Source organism: Paenibacillus sp. D51F (assembly GCF_053345695.1).
Genome location: NZ_JBKFAO010000007.1, coordinates 217552 through 241993, shown reverse-complemented (window position 1 = coordinate 241993; position 24442 = coordinate 217552). Strand labels below are relative to the sequence as shown.

General features: G+C 57.2%; 31 protein-coding genes. 22 read left to right on the top strand and 9 right to left on the bottom strand.

Features of this window, described 5'->3' with window-relative positions; genetic code table 11:
* The first annotated feature begins 199 nt into the window (after positions 1–199).
* The 15 genes from ACLBWT_RS14925 to ACLBWT_RS14855 all read left to right on the top strand — a co-directional run bounded on the left by ACLBWT_RS14925 (position 200) and on the right by ACLBWT_RS14855 (position 14979).
* Positions 200–625, top strand: a complete 426-nt coding sequence (locus ACLBWT_RS14925; protein ID WP_447663924.1) for a hypothetical protein — start codon at positions 200–202, stop codon at positions 623–625.
* 95 nt (positions 626–720) lie between these two features.
* On the top strand, positions 721–1908 hold the full coding sequence (locus ACLBWT_RS14920) for a transglutaminase domain-containing protein (RefSeq protein WP_447663923.1): 1188 nt from the start codon (positions 721–723) through the stop codon (positions 1906–1908).
* Positions 1909–2138: 230 nt separating this feature from the next.
* Positions 2139–3107 carry a metal ABC transporter solute-binding protein, Zn/Mn family gene (locus ACLBWT_RS14915; protein ID WP_447663922.1) on the top strand — a complete coding sequence of 323 codons (969 nt, stop codon included), beginning with the start codon at positions 2139–2141 and terminating at the stop codon, positions 3105–3107.
* Positions 3104–4018, top strand: coding sequence for a metal ABC transporter ATP-binding protein (locus tag ACLBWT_RS14910; protein WP_447663921.1), 915 nt, complete (start codon positions 3104–3106; stop codon positions 4016–4018). The genes ACLBWT_RS14915 and ACLBWT_RS14910 overlap by 4 nt, the downstream gene beginning before the upstream one ends.
* Positions 4015–4950 carry a metal ABC transporter permease gene (locus ACLBWT_RS14905; RefSeq protein ID WP_447663920.1) on the top strand — a complete coding sequence of 312 codons (936 nt, stop codon included), beginning with the start codon at positions 4015–4017 and terminating at the stop codon, positions 4948–4950. Before ACLBWT_RS14910 ends, ACLBWT_RS14905 begins: the two co-directional genes overlap by 4 nt.
* 1 nt (position 4951) lies before the next feature.
* The gene (locus ACLBWT_RS14900) at positions 4952–5836 is read left to right on the top strand and encodes a metal ABC transporter permease (RefSeq protein WP_076353703.1); all 885 of its coding nucleotides are present in this window, start codon (positions 4952–4954) and stop codon (positions 5834–5836) included.
* A gap of 256 nt (positions 5837–6092) precedes the next feature.
* Positions 6093–6845 carry a Cof-type HAD-IIB family hydrolase gene (locus tag ACLBWT_RS14895; RefSeq protein ID WP_447663919.1) on the top strand — a complete coding sequence of 251 codons (753 nt, stop codon included), beginning with the start codon at positions 6093–6095 and terminating at the stop codon, positions 6843–6845.
* A gap of 7 nt (positions 6846–6852) precedes the next feature.
* Positions 6853–7368, top strand: coding sequence for a DUF456 domain-containing protein (locus ACLBWT_RS14890; protein ID WP_447663918.1), 516 nt, complete (start codon positions 6853–6855; stop codon positions 7366–7368).
* 41 nt (positions 7369–7409) lie between these two features.
* Positions 7410–8141, top strand: coding sequence for a ThuA domain-containing protein (locus tag ACLBWT_RS14885; protein WP_447663917.1), 732 nt, complete (start codon positions 7410–7412; stop codon positions 8139–8141).
* A gap of 187 nt (positions 8142–8328) precedes the next feature.
* Positions 8329–10008 (top strand): putative polysaccharide biosynthesis protein, encoded by a 1680-nt coding sequence (locus ACLBWT_RS14880; protein ID WP_447663916.1) that lies wholly within the window; start codon positions 8329–8331, stop codon positions 10006–10008.
* 66 nt (positions 10009–10074) lie between these two features.
* The gene (locus ACLBWT_RS14875) at positions 10075–10437 is read left to right on the top strand and encodes a thioredoxin family protein (RefSeq protein WP_447663990.1); all 363 of its coding nucleotides are present in this window, start codon (positions 10075–10077) and stop codon (positions 10435–10437) included.
* 262 nt (positions 10438–10699) lie between these two features.
* The gene (locus ACLBWT_RS14870) at positions 10700–11608 is read left to right on the top strand and encodes a COX15/CtaA family protein (protein ID WP_447663915.1); all 909 of its coding nucleotides are present in this window, start codon (positions 10700–10702) and stop codon (positions 11606–11608) included.
* 10 nt (positions 11609–11618) lie between these two features.
* Complete coding sequence (locus tag ACLBWT_RS14865) at positions 11619–13391, top strand: UbiD family decarboxylase (protein ID WP_447663914.1); 1773 nt, start codon at positions 11619–11621, stop codon at positions 13389–13391.
* 61 nt (positions 13392–13452) lie between these two features.
* A complete protein-coding gene (locus ACLBWT_RS14860; RefSeq protein WP_447663913.1) occupies positions 13453–14169 on the top strand; it encodes a Cthe_2314 family HEPN domain-containing protein in 717 nt (238 codons plus the stop codon).
* 21 nt (positions 14170–14190) lie between these two features.
* Positions 14191–14979, top strand: coding sequence for an SDR family oxidoreductase (locus ACLBWT_RS14855; protein ID WP_447663912.1), 789 nt, complete (start codon positions 14191–14193; stop codon positions 14977–14979).
* Between the two features lie 83 nt (positions 14980–15062).
* Here the strand turns inward: ACLBWT_RS14855 and ACLBWT_RS14850 are convergent, their stop codons facing one another.
* On the bottom strand, positions 15063–15308 hold the full coding sequence (locus ACLBWT_RS14850) for a NifU family protein (RefSeq protein ID WP_048744982.1): 246 nt from the start codon (positions 15306–15308) through the stop codon (positions 15063–15065).
* Positions 15309–15395: 87 nt separating this feature from the next.
* Here ACLBWT_RS14850 and ACLBWT_RS14845 point away from each other — a divergent pair, with 87 nt between their 5' ends.
* Positions 15396–15665: a YuzB family protein gene (locus ACLBWT_RS14845; RefSeq protein ID WP_447663989.1), complete on the top strand. Its 270-nt coding sequence runs from the start codon at positions 15396–15398 to the stop codon at positions 15663–15665.
* 3 nt (positions 15666–15668) lie between these two features.
* Here the strand turns inward: ACLBWT_RS14845 and ACLBWT_RS14840 are convergent, their stop codons facing one another.
* Both ACLBWT_RS14840 and mqnE read right to left on the bottom strand, forming a co-directional pair.
* Positions 15669–16736, bottom strand: a complete 1068-nt coding sequence (locus ACLBWT_RS14840) for an NAD(P)/FAD-dependent oxidoreductase (protein ID WP_447663911.1) — start codon at positions 16734–16736, stop codon at positions 15669–15671.
* Between the two features lie 66 nt (positions 16737–16802).
* A complete protein-coding gene (gene mqnE / locus ACLBWT_RS14835; RefSeq protein WP_048744984.1) occupies positions 16803–17906 on the bottom strand; it encodes an aminofutalosine synthase MqnE in 1104 nt (367 codons plus the stop codon).
* 416 nt (positions 17907–18322) lie between these two features.
* Between mqnE and erpA the strand changes: the two genes are divergently transcribed.
* Both erpA and ACLBWT_RS14825 read left to right on the top strand, forming a co-directional pair.
* The gene (gene erpA / locus ACLBWT_RS14830) at positions 18323–18682 is read left to right on the top strand and encodes an iron-sulfur cluster insertion protein ErpA (protein WP_021882070.1); all 360 of its coding nucleotides are present in this window, start codon (positions 18323–18325) and stop codon (positions 18680–18682) included.
* A gap of 406 nt (positions 18683–19088) precedes the next feature.
* Positions 19089–19520 (top strand): hypothetical protein, encoded by a 432-nt coding sequence (locus ACLBWT_RS14825; RefSeq protein WP_164763057.1) that lies wholly within the window; start codon positions 19089–19091, stop codon positions 19518–19520.
* A gap of 150 nt (positions 19521–19670) precedes the next feature.
* On the opposite strand, the gene ACLBWT_RS14820 is transcribed toward ACLBWT_RS14825, so the two are convergent.
* From ACLBWT_RS14820 to ACLBWT_RS14810, 3 genes are all read right to left on the bottom strand, one after another.
* Positions 19671–19985, bottom strand: a complete 315-nt coding sequence (locus ACLBWT_RS14820; RefSeq protein ID WP_048747654.1) for a DMT family transporter — start codon at positions 19983–19985, stop codon at positions 19671–19673.
* A 66-nt stretch (positions 19986–20051) separates the two neighbouring features.
* Positions 20052–20426 (bottom strand): DMT family transporter, encoded by a 375-nt coding sequence (locus ACLBWT_RS14815; RefSeq protein ID WP_049867949.1) that lies wholly within the window; start codon positions 20424–20426, stop codon positions 20052–20054.
* 166 nt (positions 20427–20592) lie between these two features.
* Positions 20593–21162, bottom strand: coding sequence for a TetR family transcriptional regulator (locus tag ACLBWT_RS14810; protein WP_447663910.1), 570 nt, complete (start codon positions 21160–21162; stop codon positions 20593–20595).
* Between the two features lie 198 nt (positions 21163–21360).
* On the opposite strand from ACLBWT_RS14810, the gene ACLBWT_RS14805 reads away from it, so the two are divergent.
* From ACLBWT_RS14805 to tnpB, 3 genes are read left to right on the top strand one after another with little or no spacing between them, the layout of a single operon-like run.
* Positions 21361–21669, top strand: coding sequence for a hypothetical protein (locus ACLBWT_RS14805; RefSeq protein WP_447663999.1), 309 nt, complete (start codon positions 21361–21363; stop codon positions 21667–21669).
* Positions 21581–21907 (top strand): IS66 family insertion sequence element accessory protein TnpA, encoded by a 327-nt coding sequence (tnpA, locus tag ACLBWT_RS14800; protein ID WP_447663988.1) that lies wholly within the window; start codon positions 21581–21583, stop codon positions 21905–21907. The genes ACLBWT_RS14805 and tnpA overlap by 89 nt, the downstream gene beginning before the upstream one ends.
* Entirely contained in the window at positions 21901–22032 is a 132-nt protein-coding gene (gene tnpB, locus ACLBWT_RS14795) for an IS66 family insertion sequence element accessory protein TnpB (protein ID WP_081718282.1), read from the top strand. Before tnpA ends, tnpB begins: the two co-directional genes overlap by 7 nt.
* Positions 22033–22114: 82 nt before the next feature.
* Here the strand turns inward: tnpB and ACLBWT_RS14790 are convergent, their stop codons facing one another.
* Positions 22115–22549, bottom strand: coding sequence for an Rrf2 family transcriptional regulator (locus ACLBWT_RS14790; protein WP_447663909.1), 435 nt, complete (start codon positions 22547–22549; stop codon positions 22115–22117).
* 171 nt (positions 22550–22720) lie between these two features.
* On the opposite strand from ACLBWT_RS14790, the gene ACLBWT_RS14785 reads away from it, so the two are divergent.
* Complete coding sequence (locus ACLBWT_RS14785; protein WP_029881528.1) at positions 22721–23122, top strand: cupin domain-containing protein; 402 nt, start codon at positions 22721–22723, stop codon at positions 23120–23122.
* 219 nt (positions 23123–23341) lie between these two features.
* Here the strand turns inward: ACLBWT_RS14785 and ACLBWT_RS14780 are convergent, their stop codons facing one another.
* Both ACLBWT_RS14780 and ACLBWT_RS14775 read right to left on the bottom strand, forming a co-directional pair.
* Complete coding sequence (locus ACLBWT_RS14780; RefSeq protein WP_447663908.1) at positions 23342–23962, bottom strand: hypothetical protein; 621 nt, start codon at positions 23960–23962, stop codon at positions 23342–23344.
* A 156-nt stretch (positions 23963–24118) separates the two neighbouring features.
* The gene (locus ACLBWT_RS14775; RefSeq protein WP_447663907.1) at positions 24119–24436 is read right to left on the bottom strand and encodes a hypothetical protein; all 318 of its coding nucleotides are present in this window, start codon (positions 24434–24436) and stop codon (positions 24119–24121) included.
* Positions 24437–24442 lie beyond the last annotated feature (6 nt).

Here is a 24442-nt window from a genome sequence, read left to right as displayed (position 1 = left end):
TTGCCCTCCTTCAGGCTTGCGGACTCGGCTTGTTCAGGACTTTACTACTTGTACGCCCTTGCGGGACAGGATATGCTTTATCGCCGCCTCTCCGGCCGCGTTTACGCTCCCGGCAGCGTCGGTTATAATGGGACTATTGACCGCGGGGCCGGATGCCGGCCCGGGGAACGCGGATATGCGACAGGGGGCATGGCGCGTCATGGATAGCTTGGGTTACGACTATGAGACATGGAGCACTTTTTTCAAGGAGAACTGGCTTGTGCTCGCGGTAGGACTCGTCATCCTGCTGCTGGTCATCGGCATCGTGCGGACAGTGGCGAAATGGGCGCTTGCGGCGGTCATCGTCATCGGTCTCGTGCTGTACAGCGGCTACAACCTGCAGGATCTGAAGGGTCTCGGAGGCAAGGTCCGCGATCAGGCGGTGACCGCCATGGCCGGGGAAGCGGGCAGCGCCGAGTACATGGACAACGGCGACGGCACCTACACGGTCAAGACCGACAATCTGGAGCTCAAAGGAAAGAAGGGCGAGGATAAGGTGAATGTGTCGTTCAAGGGGGCTCCGCTCGGAACATGGAGCATAGACGGCACGATCAGAGCGCTGATCGAAGGCGCCCGAGGAAAGTAGCCGGGGGGACGGCGAGAGCAGGGAGAGCGGATGCTCTTTGCCGCAGAGAACGATAGGACTTCGACGTAAAAGGACAACAAGGGAGGGGCATGCACATGTCTATGGCCATCATCCAGAACAGTCTTCAGCCGCTCCTTGATATGGAGCCGGTATCGCTTGCCGTGCTGCTTGTCATCGCCGTTTCCCTGCTTCAAGGATTCGGACGAGGGGCGAGGAATTCCTCGCAGCGGCTGTTTCATTTCATCTGGGAAGGAGTGCTGCTGATCGCGGCTCTGGCCGGAGCGGCCAAGCTGGCGCAGCTGCTCTCCTCTCCCGCCAGCCGCTGGCTTCAGGCCCATGTCCATCTTCCGCAGAAAGAGATGGCCGGCCTGGAGCAGGCCTGGTATACCTTCCTTACAAGCGTGAGGGACCTGCCTCTGCTTCGCTTCGGCGTCTTGTTTCTGATCGGCTATGCGCTGCTTCGCCTGCTGCTGTCGACCTTGACTCCTCTTGCGTGGAGAGCGTTCGGAGCCGCGGCTTATCCTGCCCGTACAGCAGAGGAAGTCGGGGAAGAGGCCGGAGCCGGCAGCAGACGTTCGGCCAACCGGGCTGCGGGAGCCGTCATCGGCGGCCTGCACGGGGTCGGCCGCTCGCTCGTGCTGCTTGCTCTTCTGTTTCTCTATGTATCGGTATTTCCAACAGCTCCCTTGGCCGGGAACATCGAGAGCTCTCCGGTCTACCGCCAGGCAGCGGACAAGCTGCTGCAGCCGGTTGCCGGAGGGCTGCTCGAAGGCAGCGGTCCGGTCATTACGGAAGCGGTCGGCAGTGAGTTCCAGCAGGTACTGCAGCGGAGATACGAGATCATCGACTCCAACATTCCGGCCGATATCGGGGACGCCGCAAGGCAGGTCACAGCCGGTGCAGTCAGTGACCGGGACAAGGCGGAGCTTCTCTACGAATGGCTCGGCAAGCGGATCGCCTATGATTGGGACAAGGCGGACAATTACACGTCCAAGGGCATATGGAAAGAGCAGACGCCGGAGGAGACGTTCAAGTCCCGCAAGGGCGTGTGCATCGATACGGCTCGTCTGTACGCGGTCATGGCGCGTTCGGCCGGACTGGAAGTCCGGGTCGTGACGGGCCTTGGAGCCGACGGCCGCGGAGGGTTCGGCAGCCATGCCTGGAATGAGGTCAAGCTGGCGGACGAAGGCGGCAAATGGATTCCGCTTGATGCGACCTGGGCTTCGACCGGCGATTGGTTCGATACGGCGGACTTTGACAAGACCCATGTCAGGAAGGTTTGAAGTGGTTCGGAAGTAAACATTTTTGCATTCGGAAAATGACTTGATAAATAAAAGGTTTTTCGTATCCAAGCACTCCTTAGGAGTGCTTTTTTTCATGTGCCGGAATATCTGTTGGTATAACAAAAATATGTTGCACTATGGAAACTTTATTGTATACTATAAAAAATAAGTCTTAAGCCCAACTGAAGAAAACAACAACGAAGGCTTGTGCCGTCGAGGGGGAGAGGAATTTGAAGGCAGGGAGATGGAGATGGAAATGGGAAAGGCTGGCTCTGACAGGCTTGCTTCTGTCCGTGCTCATGATTGCCCAGGCCTGTTCGGGCGCCGGCGATGCCGGAACCGGGGCGAGCGGGGGCGAGCTGGCCGTGACGGTTACGACGGGAATGATCGCGGATGCGGCCGAGGCGGTGGGCGGGGATCGGGTGCGCGTGGCGGCGTTGATGGGACCGGGCGTAGACCCCCACCTGTACAAGGCTTCGCATGGGGACATGGTCAAGCTCGACAAAGCGGACATCGTCCTGTACGGAGGCCTGCATCTCGAAGGAAAGATGGCCGAGGTGCTGCATAAGCTCGGCCGATCCCGGACGGTTGTCGCCGTCACGGACGGGATTCCGCAGGGCATGGTGATGGAGACCCAGCCCGGCAGCCCGGATCCTCATGTCTGGTTCGATGCGGAGCTGTGGATGCATGCGGTGGAGAAGATCCGGGATACGTTTGCGGCGAAGGATCCGGAGCATGCCCAGGCCTATAAGCAACGGGCCGACGCTTATTTGGCGGAGCTGCGGAGCCTCCATCAGTATGCGTCCGACAAGCTCGCTTCGATTCCGGAGCGGCAGCGGGTGCTCGTGACCGCCCACGACGCCTTCGGCTATTTCGGCCGGGCCTACGGGCTGGAGGTGAAGGGGCTGCTGGGAATGAGCACGGCATCGGAGTTTGGATCGAAGGATGTCGCCGCGCTGCGGGATTTTCTGGTCGACAACGACATTCCCGCCGTTTTCGTCGAATCGAGCATTCCTCGAAAGTCGATCGAATCGGTCATAGAAGGGGCTGGCCGGATGGGCCATAAGGTCGTCATCGGGGGCGAGCTGTTCTCCGATGCGCTGGGAGAGAAGGGAACTCCGGAAGGAACGTATATCGGCATGTTCCGCCATAATGTCGACACGATCGCAGAAGCTTTGAAGGGAGAGAGCGAATTATGAACGTATACGAAGAGGCAGCAGCCGATAACGGCATTCGAGATGCGGGCAAGCGGAAGCGCATTGTCCTCGAAGTGGCAGGGCTGAGCACGGCTTACCGGAACCGTTCCGTGCTGCGGGAGGTTTCGTTTGCGGTTCCGGAAGGGGAGCTTGTCGCCATCGTCGGACCGAACGGAGCCGGCAAGTCGACGCTGATCAAGAGCATTCTCGGCCTTACGCCGGCGCTTGGAGGGGAAGCGAAGGCATTCGGCGAGACCATCGATGCCGCCCGCAAGCGGATCGGATACGTGCCGCAGCGCGAGTCGGTCGACTGGGACTTTCCGACGCATGCGCTCGATGTCGTCATGATGGGACGGTATGGGCGGCTGGGCTGGTTCCGCCGTCCGGGCCGCAAGGAGCGGGCCATCGCTCTTGAGTGCCTGAGGGGAGTCGGCATGGAGGCATTCGCCGAGCGCCAGATCAGCGAGCTGTCCGGCGGCCAGCAGCAGCGGGTGTTCCTGGCGAGGGCGCTGGCGCAGGATGCGGATCTCTACTTCATGGATGAGCCGTTCGCCGGCGTCGACGCGGCGACCGAGAAAGCGATCGTCGAACTGCTCCGCAAGCTGCGCGCGGACGGAAAGACGGTCATCGTGGTTCACCATGATCTGGCTACCGTTCCGGAATATTTCGATTCCGTGCTGCTCCTGAATGTAACGGTCCAGGCATTCGGCCCTACCGCCATGGCTTTCACGGAAGAGAACCTCCATCGCACGTACGGAGGCCGGATTGGATTTGCCGGGGCAGGCGCTGCCGCAGCGGCCAGCGAGAGGCAGGCTGATCCGGCTCCGCGGAAGGCTGAACCGGCTCCGAGGCAGGCAGATCCGGCTCCGCGGCAGGAAGCCGTCCCTACCCTTCATGGAGGAGGGCGGCCATGACGGGGTTATGGGCTTCCATCGAGGCGCTGGCCTCAGATCCCAACCTGCGCTGGATCGCGCTCGGCTGCATGCTGCTCGGTCTGAGCAGCGGCATGATCGGCTGCTTCGCCTACTTGCGCCGGCAGAGCCTGATGGGCGATACGATCGCCCATACCGCGCTTCCCGGCATCTGCGTCGCTTTCCTGCTCACGGGGGTCAAGTCGCTGCCGGTATTCATGCTCGGCGCCGTGGCGGCCGGCATCGCCGGCACGCTGGCGATCCGGTTCATCACCTCGCGCTCGCGCATCAAGGAGGATGCGGCGATGGGCATCGTGCTTTCCTCGTTTTTCGGAATCGGCATCGTGCTGCTGACGATGATCCAGCACAGCGGAGACGGGAGCCAGAGCGGCCTCGACAAGTTCCTGTTCGGCCAGGCGGCTTCCATGGTGGGCAGCGACGTGCGGCTTATGGCCGGGGTCTGCCTGCTGCTGGCTGCCGTATGCACGCTGCTCTTCAAGGAGTTCAAGCTTCTTTCGTTTGATCCCGCCTTCGCCAGGGGAGCGGGATTCCCCACAGGGCTGCTGGATTTTCTGATGCAGGCGCTCGTCGTCGTGGCCGTCGTCGCCGGCATCCAGGCCGTCGGGGTCGTGCTCGTCGCCGCCCTCCTCATCACCCCGGCCGTATCGGCCCGCTTCTGGACGGAGCGGCTCGGGCGGATGATCTTCCTGTCAGGGCTGTTCGGGACGGTCAGCGGCCTGCTGGGAGCGTGGATCAGCTCGCAAGTGAATCAGCTGCCGACCGGCCCGGTCAGCGTGCTGGCGGCAGCGGCGATCTTTCTCTTATCCGTGGCCTTCGGCAGCCGCAAGGGCCTCGTTGTCGTTTCGTTGACCCGCAGGGGCATGCGGCGCAGCCTGGAGCCAACGTCTGCAAGCAAGGCAAAGGAGGCCGGCTGACATGATGGATTTCTGGATTTTGCTGACCGGCTCCCTGGCCGCCGTGAGCTGCGCCGTACTCGGCTGCTTCCTCATCCTGCGCCGCATGGCTCTGATCGGAGATGCCATCAGCCATTCCGTATTGCCGGGAATCGTCATCGCTTATATGTTCAGCGGATCGCGGGATTCGATCCTGATGCTCATCGCCGCTGCCTTCATGGGGCTGCTGTGCGTCTTTCTCATCCAATGGTTCAACCAGCGGGGAATCCAGAGCGATGCCTCGATCGGCGTCATCTTCACTTCGCTGTTCGCGATCGGAGTCGTGCTCATCAGCCTGAACGCCAGGCAGGTCGACCTCGACCTGGACTGCGTCCTCTACGGGGAGATCGCTTATGCGGCCTGGAATACGCTCGAGATCGGCGGGGTCGGCATCGGGCCGCGCTCCGTATGGCTGCTCGGGGGAGCGCTGACGCTGATCCTCGCCGTCATCGGACTGTTCTACAAGCAGTTCAAGCTGTGCGCGTTCGATCCGCTGCTGGCGGCGGCGTTAGGCATTCCGGCCGCCCTGTTCCATTACTTGCTGATGGGCCTCGTATCGATCACGACGGTGAGCTCCTTCGAAAGCGTAGGCGCGATTCTCGTCGTCGGACTGCTCGTCATCCCGCCGTCCACCGCCTATCTGCTCACCGACCGACTCGGCAGGATGATCGCGATCAGCGCGGCTTGCGGCGTGCTCTCCACGTTCCTGGGCTTCCTGCTCGCCGTATGGCTGGACGCTTCCATCGCCGGCTGCATCGTGGCGGCTGCCGCGGCATTGTTCGCGGCTGCATTCGTCCTTTCGCCGAAGCACGGCCTCATGGCGGGACGGCTGCGGCGGAGGCGCAGAAGCCTGGAGGGAGCCGCCTGAGCGGATTTCGCCTTCTCGTTCCGCTCTTTCTTTCATCGATGGCTGACGGCTGGATGCCGGTCTGCCATCGATTTTTTTATTTGCGGAAACCGAAAGAGCGCCTCCGTAGCCAAAATACCATGCAGATGCGCCAAAATAGGCAGGCGCGCAGCCGCAGCGCCTGGGCGTATAATGAATCCAGCCGGCTGAATCGCATTTGGAATCCTTGTCCGATATGATAAAATATCAAGCAACACCATCTGGCAGGGAGGAACATATGAGAGATTACAAACTGCTTGCCCTCGATATGGACGGGACGCTGCTGACGGACGAGCAGACGATAAGCGAAGAGAACGCGGAGTGGATCCGCCGGGCGATGGAGGCGGGAATAACCGTCTGCTTCTCGACCGGCAGGGGCTTCCAGGGAGCTTTGCCGTTCGCGGAGCAGCTCGGGCTGGACACCCCGATGATCACGGTGAACGGAAGCGAGATCTGGAGCAAGCCGCATGTGCTCTACCGGAGGACGCTCATGAACGCCTCGGAGATCAAGCGTCTGCACAGGCTTGCCGTCCAGCATGCTGAGCCCTGGTTCTGGGGATACTCCGTCGAGGGCGTCTTCAACAAGGAAAAGTGGATCGAGCCGGCGGACGGCTACGATAATTTCCACTGGCTCAAATTCGGCTATCATACCGAGAACGACTCCATCCGCGAGGAGATCCGCCGCGAGGTCGAGAGCTGGGGCTCGCTGGAGATCACCAACTCGTCTCCGTGGAACCTCGAGCTCAATCCCGCCGGAGTGAACAAGGCGACCGCCATCCGCGAGCTGTGCGGCGTGCTCGGCATCGAGATGTCCCAGGCCGTCGCTGTCGGAGACAGCCTCAACGATATCGAGGCGATCCGCCAAGCCGGGCTCGGCGTCGCCATGGGCAATGCCCAGGCGGCCGTCAAGGAAGCGGCGGACGCCGTTACGCTGAGCAACAACGAGCATGGAGTCGCGCATGTCATCCGCGACATGCTGCTGAAAGGGTGAGCCGGCGATGACGCTAGCGATCATCGGCTGGATACTCGTCGTCATCCTGTTCCTTGTCGGCATGGCCGGAACGGTCTATCCGATCCTTCCGGGAGCGCTCGCCATCTACGCGGCCTTTTTCGTCTACGGCCTCTTCATCAGCTTCTCGCCGTTCGGCTGGATGTTCTGGACGATCCAGACGCTCATCGTCGTCGTCCTGTTCATCGCCGATTACGCCGTGAGCGCATGGGGCGTCAAGAAATTCGGCGGCTCCCGGGCATCCGTCGTCGGCAGCACGATCGGGCTGATCGTCGGCCCGTTCGCCATTCCGGCGTTCGGCCTCATCATCGGCCCGCTGGCTGGAGCGATGATCGGGGAGCTGTACAAGATCGTCATGGACAAGGAGCCCGTATCGGGACCGATCCTGAAGCGCACCTTCATGTCCGGCATCGGCGCCGTCGTCGGCCTGCTGTCGAGCACGGCCGTGAAGATCGTCCTGCAGCTCGCCATGATCATCCTGTTCATCCTCTGGCTCGCATTCTGATGTCCATCTTCCCAATATCTACTTAAAGGAGTTCACCATCAATGATCAAACTGACGATCTGGAACGAATTCGTCCACGAGAAAGAACATGAGGAAGTCCGCAACATCTATCCGGACGGAATCCACAACACGCTGGCCAAAGGGCTTGCAGACTCCGGCCTCGACATCAAGACGGCAACGCTGGAGGAAGCGGAGCACGGCCTGAGCGAAGACGTCCTGAACAACACCGACGTTCTGATCTGGTGGGGCCATATGGCGCATGACCGCGTCGAGGACGCCATCGTGGAGCGTGTCCACAAGCGCGTCATGGAAGGCATGGGCCTCATCGTCCTCCACTCCGGCCACTTCTCCAAAATCTTCAAGAAGCTCATGGGCACGGGCTGCGACCTGAAATGGCGCGAAGCCGGCGAGCGCGAGCGCATCTGGGTCGTCGATCCCGCGCATCCGATCGCAGCCGGCCTGCCGGAGCAGTTCGCGCTGGAGCAGGAAGAAATGTACGGCGAGCACTTCGATATCCCGGCTCCGGACGAGCTTGTGTTCGTCAGCTGGTTCGAAGGCGGCAACGTCTTCCGCAGCGGCTGCACGTTCCACCGCGGCCAAGGCAAGATCTTCTACTTCCGTCCGGGCCACGAGACGCATCCGACTTACTACGATGCCAACGTGCTGAAGGTCATCTCCAACTCCGTCAAATGGGCGGCACCATCCGGAGCGGCTGTTCCGGTGCGCGGCCAAAGCGTGCCTTCGCTGGAGCCGATTTCGCCTAAAAACGTATAGTTCCAGCAGCGGGGGCAAACCCGGCTGCAGCAGAGCCCATCGATCCCGCAGAATTCTCTGCGGGATTTTTTCTTGCCGCGGCAGCGCATGCGCCTATTCGGGATGGACGGGTGTGGGGGGGAACCGTTTTGTGGTACACTAGCAGGGTCATTCGTATTATTCGTGAAGGAAGAAGGAACCCGACAACATGGTCAAAAAAGACTCCCTCATCCGGGGCACTCTAATTCTGGCGGCGGCCGCGCTCATCGCTCGGGTGCTCGGACTGTTCCAGCGGGTTCCGCTGGATTATATGTTCTCCGGACCCGGCAACGGGTATTTCGGCATCGCCAATACGGTCTATCTATACCTGCTCATCATCGCCACGGCCGGCATTCCGAGCGCCATCAGCAAGATGGTTTCGGAACGCTACGCGCTCGGAAGGCCGCGCGAAGCCCAGCGGATCTACCGCGCCGCGCTGCTGTTCGGCGCCGTCACCGGCGTCCTGCTGTCGACGCTGCTGTACATATTCGCGCCTTATTACGCCTCCAGCTTCGTCCGCACGCCGGAAGCCTCCTCATCGATCCGGGCGATCGCGCCGGCGCTGCTGCTGTTCCCGATCATCGCGATGATGCGCGGGTACTTCCAGGGCAGGCAGATGATGTCGGCAGGCGGCATTTCCCAGATCGTCGAGCAGATCGCGCGTGTGCTCGTCGGCATCGGACTTGCGCTCATCGTGCTCAATCTCGGCTGGACGGACCGCTGGATTTCCGCCGCCGCGACTTTCGGCAGCGTGTTCGGCAGCATCGGCGCCTTCCTCGTCATGCTGTATTACGCCCGCAAGCTGAAGCGCTCCGACATGGAGGAGGAGCGCTCGCTCGGCCGGGCGGCCCGCGAGAGCGCGGCAGCGTCCGAGGCGGCGGCTCCTCCGGTGCGGCTGCGCAGCATCTACAAGGAAATTTTCGCCATGTCGGTGCCGATCGTCGTCACGGCGATGACGGTTCAGTTCATCTATCTGATCGACTCGACCTTCTTCATCCGTTGGACGGACAGCTATTACAGCGCCTATGATACGGCGAGCCGCATCCGCGACTATCTCATCTTCAACGCGCAGTCGATCGCCGGCATCCCGCCGATTCTGGCGATCGCGCTCAGCCAGTCGATCATTCCGGTGCTATCCGCCGCCAATTCCGTCGGACGGCTGGATGAAGTGCGCAAGCAGGCTTCGCTCGTCATGCGCATCGTCGTCTTCACCGGCGTGCCTGTCGCCCTGGTGCTGACGGTTGGAGCGCATTCCGTGAACGGGCTGCTGTTCTCGGATCCCGGCGCCAGCGGCGTCGTGGCCGCTCTGACGATCGGCACGATCTTCCAGATCACGATGATGACGAGCAACTCGATCCTGTTCGGACTCGGCAATCCGCGTCCGGCGATGATCAGCGCCATCATCGGCTACGCCGTCAAGATCGTCGGCAGCCTGGCGCTCGGCCCGCTGCTGGGCGGCTATGGCTTCATCATCGCTTCCATGCTCTGCTTCATGATCATCACCTGGCTGAATATGAGGGCGATCCAGAACAAGGTGAAGCTGAACGTGCTCGGCCGCCGCTGGCCTGCATACCTGCTGACGATCGTCATCGCCGCCGGGGCAGGCTACGGGACCGACATGACTGTCAGAGGCGTGCTCGGCTCGATTCTCCCTTCCAAGCTCGTCTTTTTTGCCGGCACCATCGCCACTGGCGCCGTGATGGGCATGTTCTACCTGTTCCTGCTCATCGCGCTCGGCGTCATCAGGGAAGCCGACGCAAGCTCCTTCCCTGGCGCTCTCCGCAAGATTCTGCTTCCTCTGGTCCGCCGCTTCGGGCGCCGGGAGACGGAAGCGCACGGTTCCCGATAATGATTCTCCCGGAGGCTAGGCGGCAGGACTTTTACAAAACGGTTCAAACTCGGTACGATAGAGTAAATCCATACTAAAAGGGTGATTGACATGCGCAAAGTAACGACCGACGAACAGTTCCGCGAAACCGTCGCCTCTTCCGGCGTCACGGTGGCTGTCTTCAAGACGACCTGGTGTCCCGATTGCCACTTCATCGATCCGTTCATGCCGGAGATCGAGCAGAACTACGCGGGCAAGATCGAGTTCATCGAGATCGACCGCGACGATCTGCCCGAGCTATGCTCCGAGCTGAACATTCTCGGCATTCCGAGCTTCATCGCTTTCCGCGAAGGCAAGGAAGTCATCCGCTTCGTCAGCAAGCTGCGCAAATCGAGAGACGAGATCGAGCAGTTCCTCGGCCGCGCGATCGAAGTATCTGCCGCGCTGTAAGCCTCGGCGCAGCCCGGCTTGGCAGCCAGCCCATCAGGGGCCACTCTCTGATGGGCTTTTATGCTGCATGCGTTATTTATTCCCCGTTAAGGGCATGCAAGCTGCCAGCTTCAGCGGGACAAAATAACGCCGGAATGCTTGTACAAATCATGTCTGATCCGACGCGGAATGATGCCATTATCGTCACATTTTCAACATGGCTTTTGCATTTTTTTGCCGCTATAATGAGGGTTGTATCCATCGAAGGGGTGACTAACAAACGATGATCTCCCGCCTATACCGCCTGCTTGCATGGATGTCCAGCATCGGCATGTTCCTCGTCCTGCTTGCAGGCGCTCTCGTGACCAATACGGGCTCCGGAAGGGGCTGCGGCGATGACTGGCCGCTATGCAACGGCAAGTTCATTCCCGCCTTTACCCTCGAGACAGCCATAGAATATTCGCATCGCGTCGTGACCGGACTGGTCGGCATCATCGTCGTAGCTACCTTTGTCATGACCGTGATGGTCTACCGCCGCTTCCGCGAGCCGCTCTGGTTCGCCGGCCTGACGCTGTTCTTCACGATCGTGCAGGCGCTGATGGGCGCCGCTGCCGTCGTCTGGTACCAGAGCCCTCCCGTCATGGCGCTCCACTTCGGCATCTCGCTGCTTGCGGTCGCCTCGACGGTGCTGCTCGTCCTGTGGGTGAGGCGGATGGACAAGGGGCATGATCCCGCCTCGGCATCGATGCTTCCAGGCTCCGTGTATACCAGGGTTTTATCTGCGGCGATCTATTGTTACGTCGTCGTTTACCTCGGCGCCTTCATCCGCCATACCGACTCTGGAGGGGGCTGCCTCGGCTGGCCGCTGTGCAACGGCGAGCTCGTTCCGGAGATCAATGGAGCGACCGGCATCGTCTTCGTCCACCGGATCGCCGGACTGATTCTTTTCTTCGTGCTTCTCGGCCTTTTCCTTCATGTCCGCAAGCAAGCCGGAAGCGCCGACCCGGCCGCGCGCTCTGCCCTTTGGGTGTTCATTCTGGTCATTTGCCAGATTTTCAGCGGTGCATGGCTGACCGCGACCATCGGCAACGACCAATGGTTCATCTTCACCAATATGGTCCACAATCTCATCATTACGATCTTGTTCTCCATCCTTATAGACCTGGGTGTCCAAGCCCGGAAGAGACGTTAGGAGCCGATCAATGACTTTTGCAAACCTAAGGCAATTCGTAGAAGCGCTGCGCAAGGACAACGACCTGGCCGTCATCGAGGCTCCGGTGGATCCGAATTTGGAGCTGGCGGAAATTCACCGGCGAGTGATCGAAGAGGAAGGACCTGCCCTGCTGTTCACGAACGTGAAGGGCAGCACCTTCCCCGTCCTGACCAATATGTTCGGCACCGCCCGCCGCGTCGATCTGGCGTTCGGCACGAAGCCCGAGGAGCTGATGAAGACGGTCGTCGGCGCGATGGACCGCCTGCTGCCGCCAACGCTCGGAGCCGTATGGGGCGAGCGAGGCATGGTGAAGGATCTGCTCAAGGTAGGACTCAAAAACGTTCCGAACAGCGCTGCGCCGGTCATGCAGGCCGTCCGCAGGGAAAACCCGCTGAAGGGGCTGCCGTTCCTGACCAGCTGGCAGGATGACGGCGGTCCTTTCGTCACGCTTCCGCTCGTGTATACGGAGCATCCGTCTCATCCGAAGAAGCATAATGTCGGCATGTACCGCATGCAGATCTTCGACGACTCGACGACCGGCATGCACTGGCAGATCCACAAAGGCGGCGGCTTCCATTATCACGAAGCGGAGAGGAACAACCAGGAGCTGCCGGTAAGCGTATTCCTCGGGGGACCTCCGGCGCTGATCGCCTCGGCGATCGCTCCCGTTCCGGAGCATCTGCCGGAGCTGATGATCGCATCGCTCATTCTCGGCAGCAAGCTTCCGGTCACCCAGGATCCGCTGGGACGCCACCGCATTCCGGCGGAAGCCGAGTTCTCGATCCACGGCAGCGTGCCGCCGCATCTGCGCAGGCCCGAAGGCCCGTTCGGAGACCATTTCGGCTATTATTCCCTGCAGCATGATTTCCCGGTATTCAATGTCAGCCATGTGCATCACCGCAAGGATGCGATCTACCCGGCGACGATCGTCGGCAAGCCGCGGCAGGAGGACTACTACCTGGGGGAATATCTGCAGCGGCTGCTCAGCCCGGCTTTCCCGATGGCCATGCCTGGCGTGAAGGATCTGTGGGCTTACGCGGAGACCGGCGTCCACGCCTTGGCCGCCGCTGTCGTGCGGGAGAGCTATTCGCGCGAGGCGCTTGCGACCGGCTTCCGCATTCTTGGCGAAGGCCAGCTGACGCTGACCAAGTTCCTGATGCTGACCGACCAGCCGGTCGACCTGTCCCGCTTCGACGTGCTGCTGGAGACGATTTTGGAGCGCTTCCGCCCGGAGACCGACCTGTTCGTCTTCGACAACACATCGCATGATACGCTCGATTACACGAGCGGCAAGCTCAACCATGGCAGCAAGGCGCTTCTGATGGGCGTCGGCGAGCCAGTGCGTGAACTGCCGCATGAGTATACGGAAGGCCCGATCGCCGAAATCAGCGACATCGCGGTTTATTGCCGCGGCTGCCTGACCGTCTCCGGAGCGGACTATGCTTCGGATCCGGAGCTTGCGTCCAAAGTATTGGAGAGAGCCGCCGAGAAAGGAACCGACTGGCCGCTGATCGTCCTGGTCGATGACGCCAGCACGGTCGCTTCGGCCCAGACGCCGTTCCTGTGGACGGTATTCACCCGGTTCAATCCCGCGGACGATATCTATGCCCTCTCGGAAGCGAGGCGCCATCATATGGCCTACCGCCTTCCGATCGTCATCGATGCCCGCATGAAGCCGGGGTATCCGGACGAGCTGTTCCCTCGGGAGGATATCGTTTCTCTGGTCGACGGCAGATGGAAGGAATATTTCCCTAAATCCTGAATGCCTGAAGGTTTTTGGCTCTGCTGCACAGAAGCTAAGAAAATCCGGAGGAGGAAGGTCCATGCTGAGAATGTTGTTCGGGGAAGCGCCGGCCAAGCCTGAGGGCAAGATGGCCGAAGCGGTCCAAGCGATGGCCGATTATGCCTCCCTTCTCCACAAGCTCGTGGAGGAAGGCAAGGACCGCAATCATAAGGCGCGGACTTACGAGGTATGGACGATCGGCCTGATCGCTTCCCTTGATGAGCTGGAGCAGAGCTGCTACGCGGCATCACGCTTCTGCGCGATGGTCACGAGCTCCAGCGTCGAGGACATGGGCCCGGATGAACGGCTGAATTACAGGCGCTACGTCTATTTCGACAAAAATGCCTTCATCCGGCTGTTCGCGTTGCTGGACAAGCTGGGCACGCTGCTCAATGACATGCTGTCACTGGAAACGGAGCAATTCAAGAGGCAGTTCTCCTACTTTACGGTGCTGCACCGGATGCGGGATAAAAAGCTTCATCCGGGGCTTGCCGGTCCGCTCACGGATCTTAAGAACCAATATGACGAGCCGATCGTCCGATTGCGGAAAAGGCGGAATGTCGAGATCCACAGCATGAACTCCGAGCTGCAGGACGATCTGATGCAGCTGCATCTCAACTTCGGAGACGAAGTGAAGCTGGAGGATATCAACAGCCAGATGGAGGATCTGGCCCAATGCCTGGACATGGCGGCGGGAACCGTCCATCTCGTGTTCGATTATGCTTTGTCTCTATTGAAGCCTGCCGTAAGCAAGTGAGTCGAGGCAAGGAGGAGAAGCGTGGAGCTGAATGGAAAAACGGCGCTCATAACGGGCAGCGCCAAAGGGCTGGGCAAACGGGCGGCCGCTGAGCTGGCCCGGCTGGGATGCGATATCGTCCTGAACTACCGTTCCAGCGGGGCGGAGGCAGATGAGCTCGCTCGGCGCTTGGCACAGCAATACGGAGTGCGCGCGACCGCGGTGGAAGCGGACATCGCCGACCCCGGCGACACGGGCAGGCTGGCCGAGGAGGCGCTGAAGCTGAGCGGAAGCGTCGATATTCTGGTGAACAATGCCGGCCCGTTCATCCGGGAGCGGAGAGTATTCGCCGATTATGACGACGAGGAGATCATTTCCCTGCTTCATGGCAATCTGCTTGGCGCAATGCTGCTTGACCGCAAATTGCTGCCAGGCATGCGCAAGAGCGGCTGGGGACGCATCATCCATTTCGGGTTCGGCCATGCGATGGAAGGCAGAGCGTGGCCGCATCGCGCCGTCTATGCGGCGGCCAAGACCGGCCTCGTCTCCTTCACCAAGACGCTTGCCGTCGAGGAAGGCGAGCATGGCATAACGGTCAACATGGTCTGTCCCGGCGATATCCGGGGCGACTTCAAGGAGAAGTCCATTGCCGACGTCGACGGAATGAGAGATCCGGATTCGCCGCTCGGCCGGCCTGGCACCGGAGAAGACGTGGCGAGGGTCATTTCGTTCCTCTGCCTGCCGCAATCGGACTTCCTGACCGGCAACATCATCGATGTGACAGGCGGCTTCGATCCGATTCGCACGAGCATCAAGCCGGTCCAGCCCTGAGACAAAAGCACGAGCGGCCGATCGCCTCCAAGGAGGCGATCGGCCGCTCGTCTGTATATCGCGATGATGATGGATGCGGGCAATTAGAAGACTTGCATGACCTCTTGCACGCCTTCGACTTCTTCAAGCAGGGCGCGCTCGATGCCGGCCTTCAGCGTGATGGTGGAGCTGGGGCAGCTGCCGCAAGCGCCCATCAGGCGAAGCTTGACGATGCCGTCTTCCACGTCGACGAGTTCAACGTCGCCGCCGTCGCGCTGCAGGAAGGGACGGAGCTTGTCAAGAACGTCCAGTACCTCATCATACATCGTGCTTTGTGCGTTTTCGCTCATTGCAATCAACTCCTTTCTTATCTATTATAATACAAAGCCATTCAATTGAAAATGGACGGCAAAGCAAAGAGGTGAAACGACATCATGTTGAAACCGATCATCGAATTCTGCTCCAGCAATATGCATCACGGCACCGACCGGCTGATGAAGCAATACGAGCTCGATCCCGAGCTTGAAGTCATCGAATACGGCTGTCTCGGCAACTGCGGCGAATGCTATTTGTTCCCGTTTGCCATGGTGGATGGAGAGATCGTGAGCGCCGGGAGCGTCGAGGAGCTTGAAGCCGCCATCTCAGAAAAAATCGCCGTCAGCGCCGCCGAGCGCGCCGCGCTGGACAAGCTGATCGACGATTTATAGAGCTTAGCCGAAATGATTTTTGGAGCGCCACAGCACGCCGGTTTTGAGCACTCGGGGCACACGGCCCATAATGGCCGTCTTGCCCATGAGGCCGAAACCGGCTTTTTTGCCGAGCGAACCGAGCGTGCCCTTGAGCTTGATCTGTCCAAGCTTGGGCGTGCGGCCTTTCCATACGGCCTGCATGACGTCGGCCACTTGCTTGCCCATCGCTCCCGCCAGCTGTCCGCTGGGAGAGAACGGCACCGAGGCGCAGTCGCCGATGACGAACACTTCCGGATGGTCCGGGAGCTGATGCAGCTCGTTTACGACGAGCCGGCCCTGGTTGTCTTTGGGCACATTGAGATCCTGGACGACATCGACCGGCTGGATGCCGGCCGTCCAGATCGTCGCATCGGTATAGATCGGCTCCGGGGAGTTGCCGTCATGCAGAATGCCGCCCTCGAGCAGCTTGAGGGAGACGTTGCCCCTCATTTCCACATGATGCTCCAGGAACCATGACGACACGTACGTCTTCAGCTTCGTCGGAAATGCCGAGAGGATGCTCGGTCCGCGGTCGATGATGCGGATGTTGAGATCGCCTCTGCTCTCGCGCAGCTCAGCCGCGATCTCGACGCCGCTGAGGCCTCCGCCGATGATGGATACTTGGCCGTAAGGCTTGACGTCTCCGATCCTGCGGTACGTCCTGCGCGTCGCGGAGAACGTCTGGATGCTGCTGGAATATTTCTCCGCGCCGGGAATGCCGTGATAGTTGTCCGTGCAGCCAAGCCCGATCGACAGCCAATCGTACGACACGGGATCCTGGCCTTCCAATAGGATGTGCTTGTTCTCCAGATCGATACCCGTCACTTCACCGTAGGTGATAAGCAGACGGGGGTCGTTGGGGAACGCGACGCGCAGCTCGATCTCCGGCGAAGTGCCGGCAGCCAGCGCGTAATATTCCGTCTTGAGGCCTTGGAAAGGCATGCGGTCGATCAGGACGATGATCGTATCGGACGGAATGTCCCCGTCAAGCAGTTCCTGAGCCAGAGCCATGCCGCCGTAGCCGCCGCCCAAAATGACAAAACGTTTCATGATATCCCAACCCTTGTTTCACAATTCAGCTGATGGTGAACCTAATATGCTCGCCAGCCGTTCTTCTTACTCAAATACCTTGACTTCATTGTAGAAGGTGTCGCGTTCAACCGGAATGCGTCCCGCACCCTTTATTAACCAGATCAGATCTTCTCGTGACAGACCTTCCGGAGTGAGGGCGCCAGCCGCGTGGCTGATGCGCTCGCGGACCAGCGTTCCGTGCACATCGGATGCGCCCATCGCCAGCGATACCTGGGTCAGCTGAGGGCCGATATTGATGAAGTAGGCCTTGATGTGATTGAAGTTGTCCAGCATCAGGCGGCTGATCGCGATCGTCTTGAGGTCCTCGAAGGCCGAATTGCGGCGGCGGATGCCCGCCTTGGGGCTGGCCGGCTGCATGGAGAGAGGGATGAACACGAGGAAGCCGTTCGTCTCGTCCTGCAGCTCGCGGATCGACATCATATGCTGGATGCGCTGCTCGTGGGTTTCCACGGCTCCGTACAGCATCGTCGTATGCGTCTTGATGCCGAGGTTATGCGCGGTCCGGTGGACGTCCAGATACTGGCTCACGTCCGCTTTCTCGACCCTCATCTTCTTGCGGTACTGGTCCGACAGGATTTCAGCGCCGCCCCCTGTCAGGGATTCGAGGCCGGCGTCGCGCAGCTCTCTCAGCACGCCTTCGTAGCTGAGGCCGCTGATGCGGGAGAAGAAATCGATCTCGGCCGCCGTGTACGTCTTGAGCGTCACATGCGGATATTTTTCCTTCAGCGCCTTGAGCGAATCCACATAATATTGGAAGGGAACATGGGCATTATGGCCGCCGACGATATGGAACTCCCGCACGGTTGGCGTAATATGCTGATCGACGTATTGGATCATCTCTTCCGGCGTCAGCGTATAAGCGCCTTCGTCCCCCTCATCCTTGCGGAAGCTGCAGAAGGCGCAGTGGGCTTCGCAGACGTTGGTGAAATAAAGCGTCATCGTATCGATGAAATAAACCTTCTTGCCGTTCTTGCGCAGGTTGACCTCGTTGGCCATCTGTCCGATGCTGAGCAGATCGTCGGAGCGGTACATAAAGACGCCGTCTTCAAGCGTCAGCCGCTCGCCGGCGGCTACTTTCTCGCGGATGCCTTGCATGACGGAGGCTTCCGTCGGAGTAATGATATTCATGAATGGGACCTCCTTGTCCGTTCCGGTTCCTGCGGCCCGTGCGTCACCTCGGCGGGTCCGGCCCGCTGTTGCGGGAAGCTGCAGGTCAAGCGTCCTGCTTTGTGAAAAAAAGTACTTATTCGTGCGTCGTATGCAAACAAATCGTATTCATTATAAACCTTGAGTTGTTAAGCTTCAACAGGAAAACGGCAAAAGATCAGGGATTTCAAGGGAGTTATGGAGACAGGTTGTCCGCCTTGGGCGGACGCGGTAATGAGGTAAAGCGCCCGTGGACAGCTGTTCCGTTCAAGCTCATGCCCGTCTTGATTGCCCGCGCGCCGGACGCTCGCTTGTTTCCGCTCCAGCTTGCTTGAGACCCGGATGCAATAGGAGTATACTTAAAGCAATCGCCAGCTTTGACAGGAGGATGAAACGATATGATCGAGATCAGTGAAACGGCCTCGGATAAAATAAAAGAAATGCTCGCCGCCGAAGAAGCAGCGAACCTGTTCCTGCGCGTCGGCGTCAAGGAAGGCGGCTGCAGCGGCTTCTCCTACGGCATGGGCTTCGACGACGAGCAGAAGAGCGACGACCAGGAGCTCGACGTCAACGGAGTAAAGGTCGTCGTCGACAACGACAGCGCCAAGTACCTGCGCGGCCTCGAGATCGACTGGAAGGAAGGCGCCATGGGCGGCGGCTTCACGATCCACAACCCCAACGCCACCGTTACCTGCGGCTGCGGATCAAGCTTCCGCACGGCGAGCGACGCCGGCAAGCCGAAGCCGGACGAGTGCTGAGGCCAGCGCCTCTGAGAAGGTTTTAAGGCGGCGCAGAGTCGGGAGTTTACCTTAGGGTCCAATTCGGAATTCTTACAACCGAAATACAAGGGCTGTGAATTGGGATTAGAAAATACACAATCGTCGAATTGATTATTATCAACCGGCAATAAGGCAGTTATGGGTTGTAAATCCGACCTTCCGAACGTTGTATGTTGACATACAACGTTCGGAAGGTTTTTTTGTGTTGAACAGGAAACAGCGAAAAGTTCCAACCCGAAGATGAGCTGATAGCTGCAAGTTAGATTCCGAAAAAGGAAATCCTCCGGCGTACATATTTTATTGTTCTTTCCAAGAATCCATTAACGGATATATTTATATCATTCATATATATGCTGTATACTCTTTAGGCAAAAGGGAAAGGAAGATGCGCTTGAAGAGAAAAGGAATAAATGCTCTGCTTGCTCTGCTGCTCCTGGTTGCTTTTACCGCCCAACCGCTATTGGCGGCCCCCAAAGCCACAAGCGTCAAAGTCACCTTCGTAAGCGCGAAGCTGGTCGAGAACAATCATGTCGGCAACGAGTGGCGGTATGAAGCACGGGCTGGCAGCAAGGAGATTGAGGAGGGCCATTCGGTCACGCTGACAGTAAAGGGCAGCGAAACCATCAAGCTGGAAGTGGACGTCGAGGAACAGGACAAGATTCCTGACATCGGAAAAGGAAGCTCAACAATCAAGTTGTCCGCTATCAAGGGCACCGTGACGAAAAAAATGAAAGTGACCGTCGTCGAGAATCGTGGCCGCTATTCCGGAAATACTGCAACATGGGAGTTCGCTTTTAAAATCTCGAAAGCTTCATAAAATCGCATTCAAGCTTTGAGTCCCGCAACTCCGAAGTCGAATAAAAATAGGATGTTCAACCTTGATGGTAAGTAATCAGACCAGCACGGTCTCGAGAACAATTGAAGCCCCCGGAACAAGTCCTCTCGTTCCCGGTTTTTTCAATCGGTTTCAAGATACGGCCTTCAGTCCGCTCACGCCGATTACGATCAGCAGCAGGCTGAGCATCCGCATCCTGCTTTTCGATTCGCCGAAAAAGATCATGTTCGTCACGACGGCAAGAGAGGTTCCGAGACCGATCCATACCGTGTAGGCAATGCTAAGCTGGAGATATTGGAACGAAGCGTAAAGCAGGATGAACGACGCCGCGAAGCCGCCGGCGAACAGCAGGGCGTTCAGCCAGCTTTTGCGCCTGGAGAAGCGGCTGAGTCCTACGACTCCGGTCACTTCGCAGACCGCTGCGGAGAAAACAAAGATCCAACCCATGATGATAACCTCCATGTTGTCTTTCTAAATTGGTTGAACCGGCCATTGGCTGCTTGCCGGTTTATTTCAGCTGTTAGGCGAGGAATCGGCGCTTTTGCCGTCCGCCAGCTTCAGCATGACGATCCCGATCAGCAGCAGAATCATGAACAGGCTTTTGGCGATGCTGAAGGTGCCCCCGAACAGGGTGGCGTCCATCAGAGCGGTGCCGATGGTTCCCGCTGCCGCGAACAGGGCGTAGACGGTGCCGGTAGGGATGGACTGGCAGGCCCGATAAAGGAAGTAGAAGTCGATGACGATGAGAACGGCGATCAGGACGAAGTGCCAAGGGAGATTCGCGGTATGGAAGCCATACACCCAGATCCATTCCATAAGGCAGGTCAGTCCGACGAACAGCCAGCCTAATTGCGGCTTGGCGGGTTTGTTTTTTTGTTGCGCATGCATGAGAGACACACCTTTCGAGATGAAGGAAATCATATAGGAATGAAACGGTTAAACGAAAAAAGGTTAAAACGAATGAATCGTCCTATGAAATGAAGTCCTGCTACTGAATAAAAGCACCTTATGAATGAACGTCAGTCATAATTAGCTGTGAAAAGACGCAGAGCCGTCATTTCACTCCAAGCCCGGCGACAAGAAACGCTTTAAGCTCCGCGACATGCTCCTCCACGACTGCGCTGTCCGAAGCGGCGTACAAATAATTCTGCTCGGCGGCGGTTTCGATAAGCCCGAGCACCAGCTTGGCTGCATAAGCGGTCGCGATGGACGGGCGTATTTCGCCGCGTTCCTGGAACTGGACCAGCCTTCCGTTGATCCACTTGTAAATCGGGTCGTAGATCGCTTCCCATTCCCGGACATGCTCCGTCTGGGTGATGCCGGAGTAGATCAGCGCGGACAAATCCCGATGCTGCTCGGTGACCTCGAAGATCGCTTCGACCATGCCGTCCAGCTGCTCTCTGGCGCTGCCGCTGTCATCGATCGCATGCAGCCGGACGAGAATGTTCTGGACCATGACTTCCGCGATCGCCGGCATGACGGACAGCTTTGAAGGGAAATACAGATAGAAGGTGCCTTGGGCGATTCCCGCCTCTTTCACGATGTCGGAGATTTTGGTTTTTTCCATGCCCTTCTCCTGCAAGACCGCAATGGCGGCATCGATAATCAGCTGTCGTTTATCCATGGGAAGCACGATCCTTTCCGCATATGAATGAATGTCAGTCATTTATCTTCAGTTTAATTGTTCCCTTGCAGGATGTCAAGATGCAGAGCCGGTGCCGCTCTGTCTGGCTCCAAGATGAAATGCCCCCTGCTGTCCGATATAATGAGGGATGCCGTTATACCTATCGGCCCATCCCATCCACCAAAGGAGAACCATGAGATGACTGACATCAATGGATTTATCGCCGAGTGGCGCAGCCACCGCAACGTTTTGCCTCAAATGCTGGAACAGGTAACAGATGAGCAGCTGGGCATGAAGCCTTGGGAGAAGGCCATGTCATTGTCCGAGCTCGTCGTCCACATCGCCGGCTCGATGGTCATGTTTGCCGCGACGGTTGCAAACGGCGCCTACATGCCGGGAGGCAAGCCGGCTTCGCTCCATACGGGAAGATGTCCAAGAGAAATGGGAAGCCCGCATCGCTGCATTCCGTTCCAGCGGCGAAAAAGCAACAAAATGGTGCAAAGATAATCAAGTAAATCGTCGTCATCTTTACGCATGGTTGAAAAGACTAAGCAGTTCATCTTCGGACGCCAACAGTACCAAGTCAACTACCTTTGTCAAAGCTAACGTTATTCCTGAGTCGAAGCCTACAACGTCCGCTTGCCCCCTTTGCATCCGAATCGGTACAGCTGTTATCGAGGTCGAACCTGGGTTCAATCCTGCCCTGCTCCGCGATGTGGTGCAAGCATTGGAGGCCGAATGCTAAGCGAGCTGATCACTCAGCAAGTGTATCTGGCATGCGGTAAAACGGATTTACGGAAATCCATCGACGGACTGGCTGCTCTCGTCCAAGAAGGACTTGTATCCCAATCCCATTGTACCGAAAGGTGATGGAGCGAACGTTGTCAATGTCCGGGCGGACACATGAGTGGCTCTATGAAGAAGTGTTGTACACCGCGCAAGCGGTAAAAATTTATTCTTTCTGATCAAATTGTCCGGCCAGCGAAGCAATTGTTACTGCAGCAAGTTCATTTTCCATCGCAACCTGAACTTTGCCGTAGACCTGGTCCAGCATCCGGGGAATCTTGCTTCCAACTGGACAGGTTGGACATGTGGAACGATGGACGGCGAAAAATTTTTCTTGTTCTTGCTGCCCGTCCGTTACCGCACGATAAACATCCAGCAGCGTGATCTGCTCTGCCGGCTTCGCCAACGTAATATTCGCATGGACACCCAGCGAGGATTGAATCAAGCCCGCCTGCGTAAGCTTGCGCATATTCCGCCGAATAGCAGCCGGATTTGTGTTCACACTCACTCCCAGCAATTCGGAGGTCGTTCTTCCGGAAGCGTTGAACGCAAGAAAACATAAGATATGAATAGCGATGGAAAACTGATTGCTGTTTACCATCAGGACACCCCCTACCTTCTATCGAGCTTAGCTGCTTAGTCTATTGTATGAGTTTAATCTTTCTAAATCAATGCATAGTATTCAGTTGACATTGCACAAAAAAAATGCTAATGTTTAAATGTAATAGTAATTAATGCTGTTACAAATAAAATGATGAGGTGATATGAAACAATGGCAGATCAGAATGCAAGCTATTCCGTTTTTGAAGCAGGACCTTTCCGACAATTGGATAAAGGCAAGCAATTTCTGAAGGATTCGCTAAATTTGAACAGTATGGAAGTATCGCTCAACAGCCTTCCTCCCGGAGGTCAATTTCCCTTTCTGCACAAACATAAGGAAAACGAAGAACTGTACTTGATTATCCACGGTCAGGGACAATTCCAAGTGGACGGGAATATCTTCCCGGTACAAGAAGGATCGTCAATCCGCATTGCGCCTGAGGGCGTTCGTTCATTGCGAAATACTTCGCAGGAACAACATTTGGAATTTATTGTGATCCAAGCGCAGCAGCACAGCTTAAAACAATGGGTGAGCACAGACGGCATTCCGCTCGAAGAGCCCATCACCTGGTAGCCTATCTTTCAAGAAAGGCAACCGAGGCGGAACGTAACGGAAGATCCACTCCCACCTCGGAATTTTATGAAATTGTAATGTGTTAAAAAAGACGCTTCCATGCCCGTCGGTTATGCGGGTTTGGAAGCGTCTTTGCACATTTTTACGCCCATCTTCGCTCAAGCTTGCATGCGCATTTGGTTCTTGTGTCCCGTTAGTTGAAAAATTGATTGGTTCCCGTCATCCCCGATTCATTTGCGAAAGTGAATAATCTTTTAATAACTGCACCCATACTTTATCGTTAACAACGTAGTCCCAATTGACGTTTTCAACACCATTTGACGTAGCTTCGGGAACTAGATTCTTTGCTATCGCGGACCATTGTTTACTTATTTCATAGATGCCCTTTATCTTTTCGAATTGTTTCTCGTTAAGCGTAAGAGTTGACTTAGCAGGTGTGCAATCCCCGAGGACTCCATTTCCGATCAGTTGCCTGGCCAGAAAAAAATGAATATCCTGAGCTGCGTATGCTGTTATTTGATCAGTTTGTACATCGTTCTCCTTTTTTAAAGATTTTGCGGTCTGAAGCATTTCTTCATATTCCGTGCCGATCGATTTAAAGTTGTAACAAAGCGTAGTCGCTACATTGGGCAGCATTTCTTTCTTGCCACTGTTCATATATTGATGAAGAGTCTCTTCGCTAACCAGTACGGCTGTTAAAAAGTCCGATAATGATTGGCTTAATTTTGCGGAAATATATCTTTCATACCTTTGGTTTTCCTTAAACTGCACAAATATAATGACTATTGAGATAATCAACAAAACCATATATATTACAACAAGAACTCGTTTGATTGTCATTCAGCACTTCCCCTGTACCGATAATGATATTTAAGACATGCCCGTTATTTCAACAATAACAGCAGCCAATTACTAGCCAACTGCTGTTTGTTGTTTTGAAGTATTGTTTCCCTTTAGCTTAAATAAATAATGTTTTATTAAAGCCATTATTTCTGTTCATTTAGGCTTAGCAGCCGGTCTTATTGATGTTAGCTTTCCGGTGTGTTTGTTCTCGTCTTTTGTTTTAAAATCGTATGATACAGCGTAAATTTCACCTATTAATATAAGATTCCATGTATTTTCATTATTCACTTTAAGCCGGACTACCTCGGGATGGTTACCTAAGTCTTTGACCTTAATCCAGTATGAGTTCCTCTCTGGTTGCTCTTTATCAACAACTTTTATTAATCCAACGGTCGTGCTAGTGGTACCGCAAGATGCAAGCATCCCAACCAGAATCACAATACTGAAAATTTTTAGCATAATCTTGAACATTAATAC

What these genes read in the sequence shown, in the direction of transcription:
- ACLBWT_RS14825 (WP_164763057.1), top strand. Translation starts at nt 19,089, where the DNA reads ATGCGCTTGAAGAGAAAAGGAATAAATGCTCTGCTTGCTCTGCTGCTC.
- erpA (WP_021882070.1), top strand. Translation starts at nt 18,323, where the DNA reads ATGATCGAGATCAGTGAAACGGCCTCGGATAAAATAAAAGAAATGCTC.
- ACLBWT_RS14850 (WP_048744982.1), bottom strand. Translation starts at nt 15,308, where the DNA reads ATGAGCGAAAACGCACAAAGCACGATGTATGATGAGGTACTGGACGTT.
- ACLBWT_RS14910 (WP_447663921.1), top strand. Translation starts at nt 3,104, where the DNA reads ATGAACGTATACGAAGAGGCAGCAGCCGATAACGGCATTCGAGATGCG.
- ACLBWT_RS14810 (WP_447663910.1), bottom strand. Translation starts at nt 21,162, where the DNA reads ATGGATAAACGACAGCTGATTATCGATGCCGCCATTGCGGTCTTGCAG.
- ACLBWT_RS14905 (WP_447663920.1), top strand. Translation starts at nt 4,015, where the DNA reads ATGACGGGGTTATGGGCTTCCATCGAGGCGCTGGCCTCAGATCCCAAC.
- ACLBWT_RS14885 (WP_447663917.1), top strand. Translation starts at nt 7,410, where the DNA reads ATGATCAAACTGACGATCTGGAACGAATTCGTCCACGAGAAAGAACAT.
- ACLBWT_RS14840 (WP_447663911.1), bottom strand. Translation starts at nt 16,736, where the DNA reads ATGAAACGTTTTGTCATTTTGGGCGGCGGCTACGGCGGCATGGCTCTG.
- ACLBWT_RS14895 (WP_447663919.1), top strand. Translation starts at nt 6,093, where the DNA reads ATGAGAGATTACAAACTGCTTGCCCTCGATATGGACGGGACGCTGCTG.
- mqnE (WP_048744984.1), bottom strand. Translation starts at nt 17,906, where the DNA reads ATGAATATCATTACTCCGACGGAAGCCTCCGTCATGCAAGGCATCCGC.
- ACLBWT_RS14865 (WP_447663914.1), top strand. Translation starts at nt 11,619, where the DNA reads ATGACTTTTGCAAACCTAAGGCAATTCGTAGAAGCGCTGCGCAAGGAC.
- ACLBWT_RS14805 (WP_447663999.1), top strand. Translation starts at nt 21,361, where the DNA reads ATGACTGACATCAATGGATTTATCGCCGAGTGGCGCAGCCACCGCAAC.
- ACLBWT_RS14870 (WP_447663915.1), top strand. Translation starts at nt 10,700, where the DNA reads ATGATCTCCCGCCTATACCGCCTGCTTGCATGGATGTCCAGCATCGGC.
- ACLBWT_RS14880 (WP_447663916.1), top strand. Translation starts at nt 8,329, where the DNA reads ATGGTCAAAAAAGACTCCCTCATCCGGGGCACTCTAATTCTGGCGGCG.
- ACLBWT_RS14900 (WP_076353703.1), top strand. Translation starts at nt 4,952, where the DNA reads ATGATGGATTTCTGGATTTTGCTGACCGGCTCCCTGGCCGCCGTGAGC.
- ACLBWT_RS14820 (WP_048747654.1), bottom strand. Translation starts at nt 19,985, where the DNA reads ATGGGTTGGATCTTTGTTTTCTCCGCAGCGGTCTGCGAAGTGACCGGA.
- ACLBWT_RS14780 (WP_447663908.1), bottom strand. Translation starts at nt 23,962, where the DNA reads ATGACAATCAAACGAGTTCTTGTTGTAATATATATGGTTTTGTTGATT.
- ACLBWT_RS14775 (WP_447663907.1), bottom strand. Translation starts at nt 24,436, where the DNA reads ATGTTCAAGATTATGCTAAAAATTTTCAGTATTGTGATTCTGGTTGGG.
- ACLBWT_RS14920 (WP_447663923.1), top strand. Translation starts at nt 721, where the DNA reads ATGTCTATGGCCATCATCCAGAACAGTCTTCAGCCGCTCCTTGATATG.
- ACLBWT_RS14860 (WP_447663913.1), top strand. Translation starts at nt 13,453, where the DNA reads ATGCTGAGAATGTTGTTCGGGGAAGCGCCGGCCAAGCCTGAGGGCAAG.
- ACLBWT_RS14785 (WP_029881528.1), top strand. Translation starts at nt 22,721, where the DNA reads ATGGCAGATCAGAATGCAAGCTATTCCGTTTTTGAAGCAGGACCTTTC.
- ACLBWT_RS14925 (WP_447663924.1), top strand. Translation starts at nt 200, where the DNA reads ATGGATAGCTTGGGTTACGACTATGAGACATGGAGCACTTTTTTCAAG.
- ACLBWT_RS14790 (WP_447663909.1), bottom strand. Translation starts at nt 22,549, where the DNA reads ATGGTAAACAGCAATCAGTTTTCCATCGCTATTCATATCTTATGTTTT.
- ACLBWT_RS14815 (WP_049867949.1), bottom strand. Translation starts at nt 20,426, where the DNA reads ATGCATGCGCAACAAAAAAACAAACCCGCCAAGCCGCAATTAGGCTGG.
- tnpB (WP_081718282.1), top strand. Translation starts at nt 21,901, where the DNA reads ATGCTAAGCGAGCTGATCACTCAGCAAGTGTATCTGGCATGCGGTAAA.
- ACLBWT_RS14890 (WP_447663918.1), top strand. Translation starts at nt 6,853, where the DNA reads ATGACGCTAGCGATCATCGGCTGGATACTCGTCGTCATCCTGTTCCTT.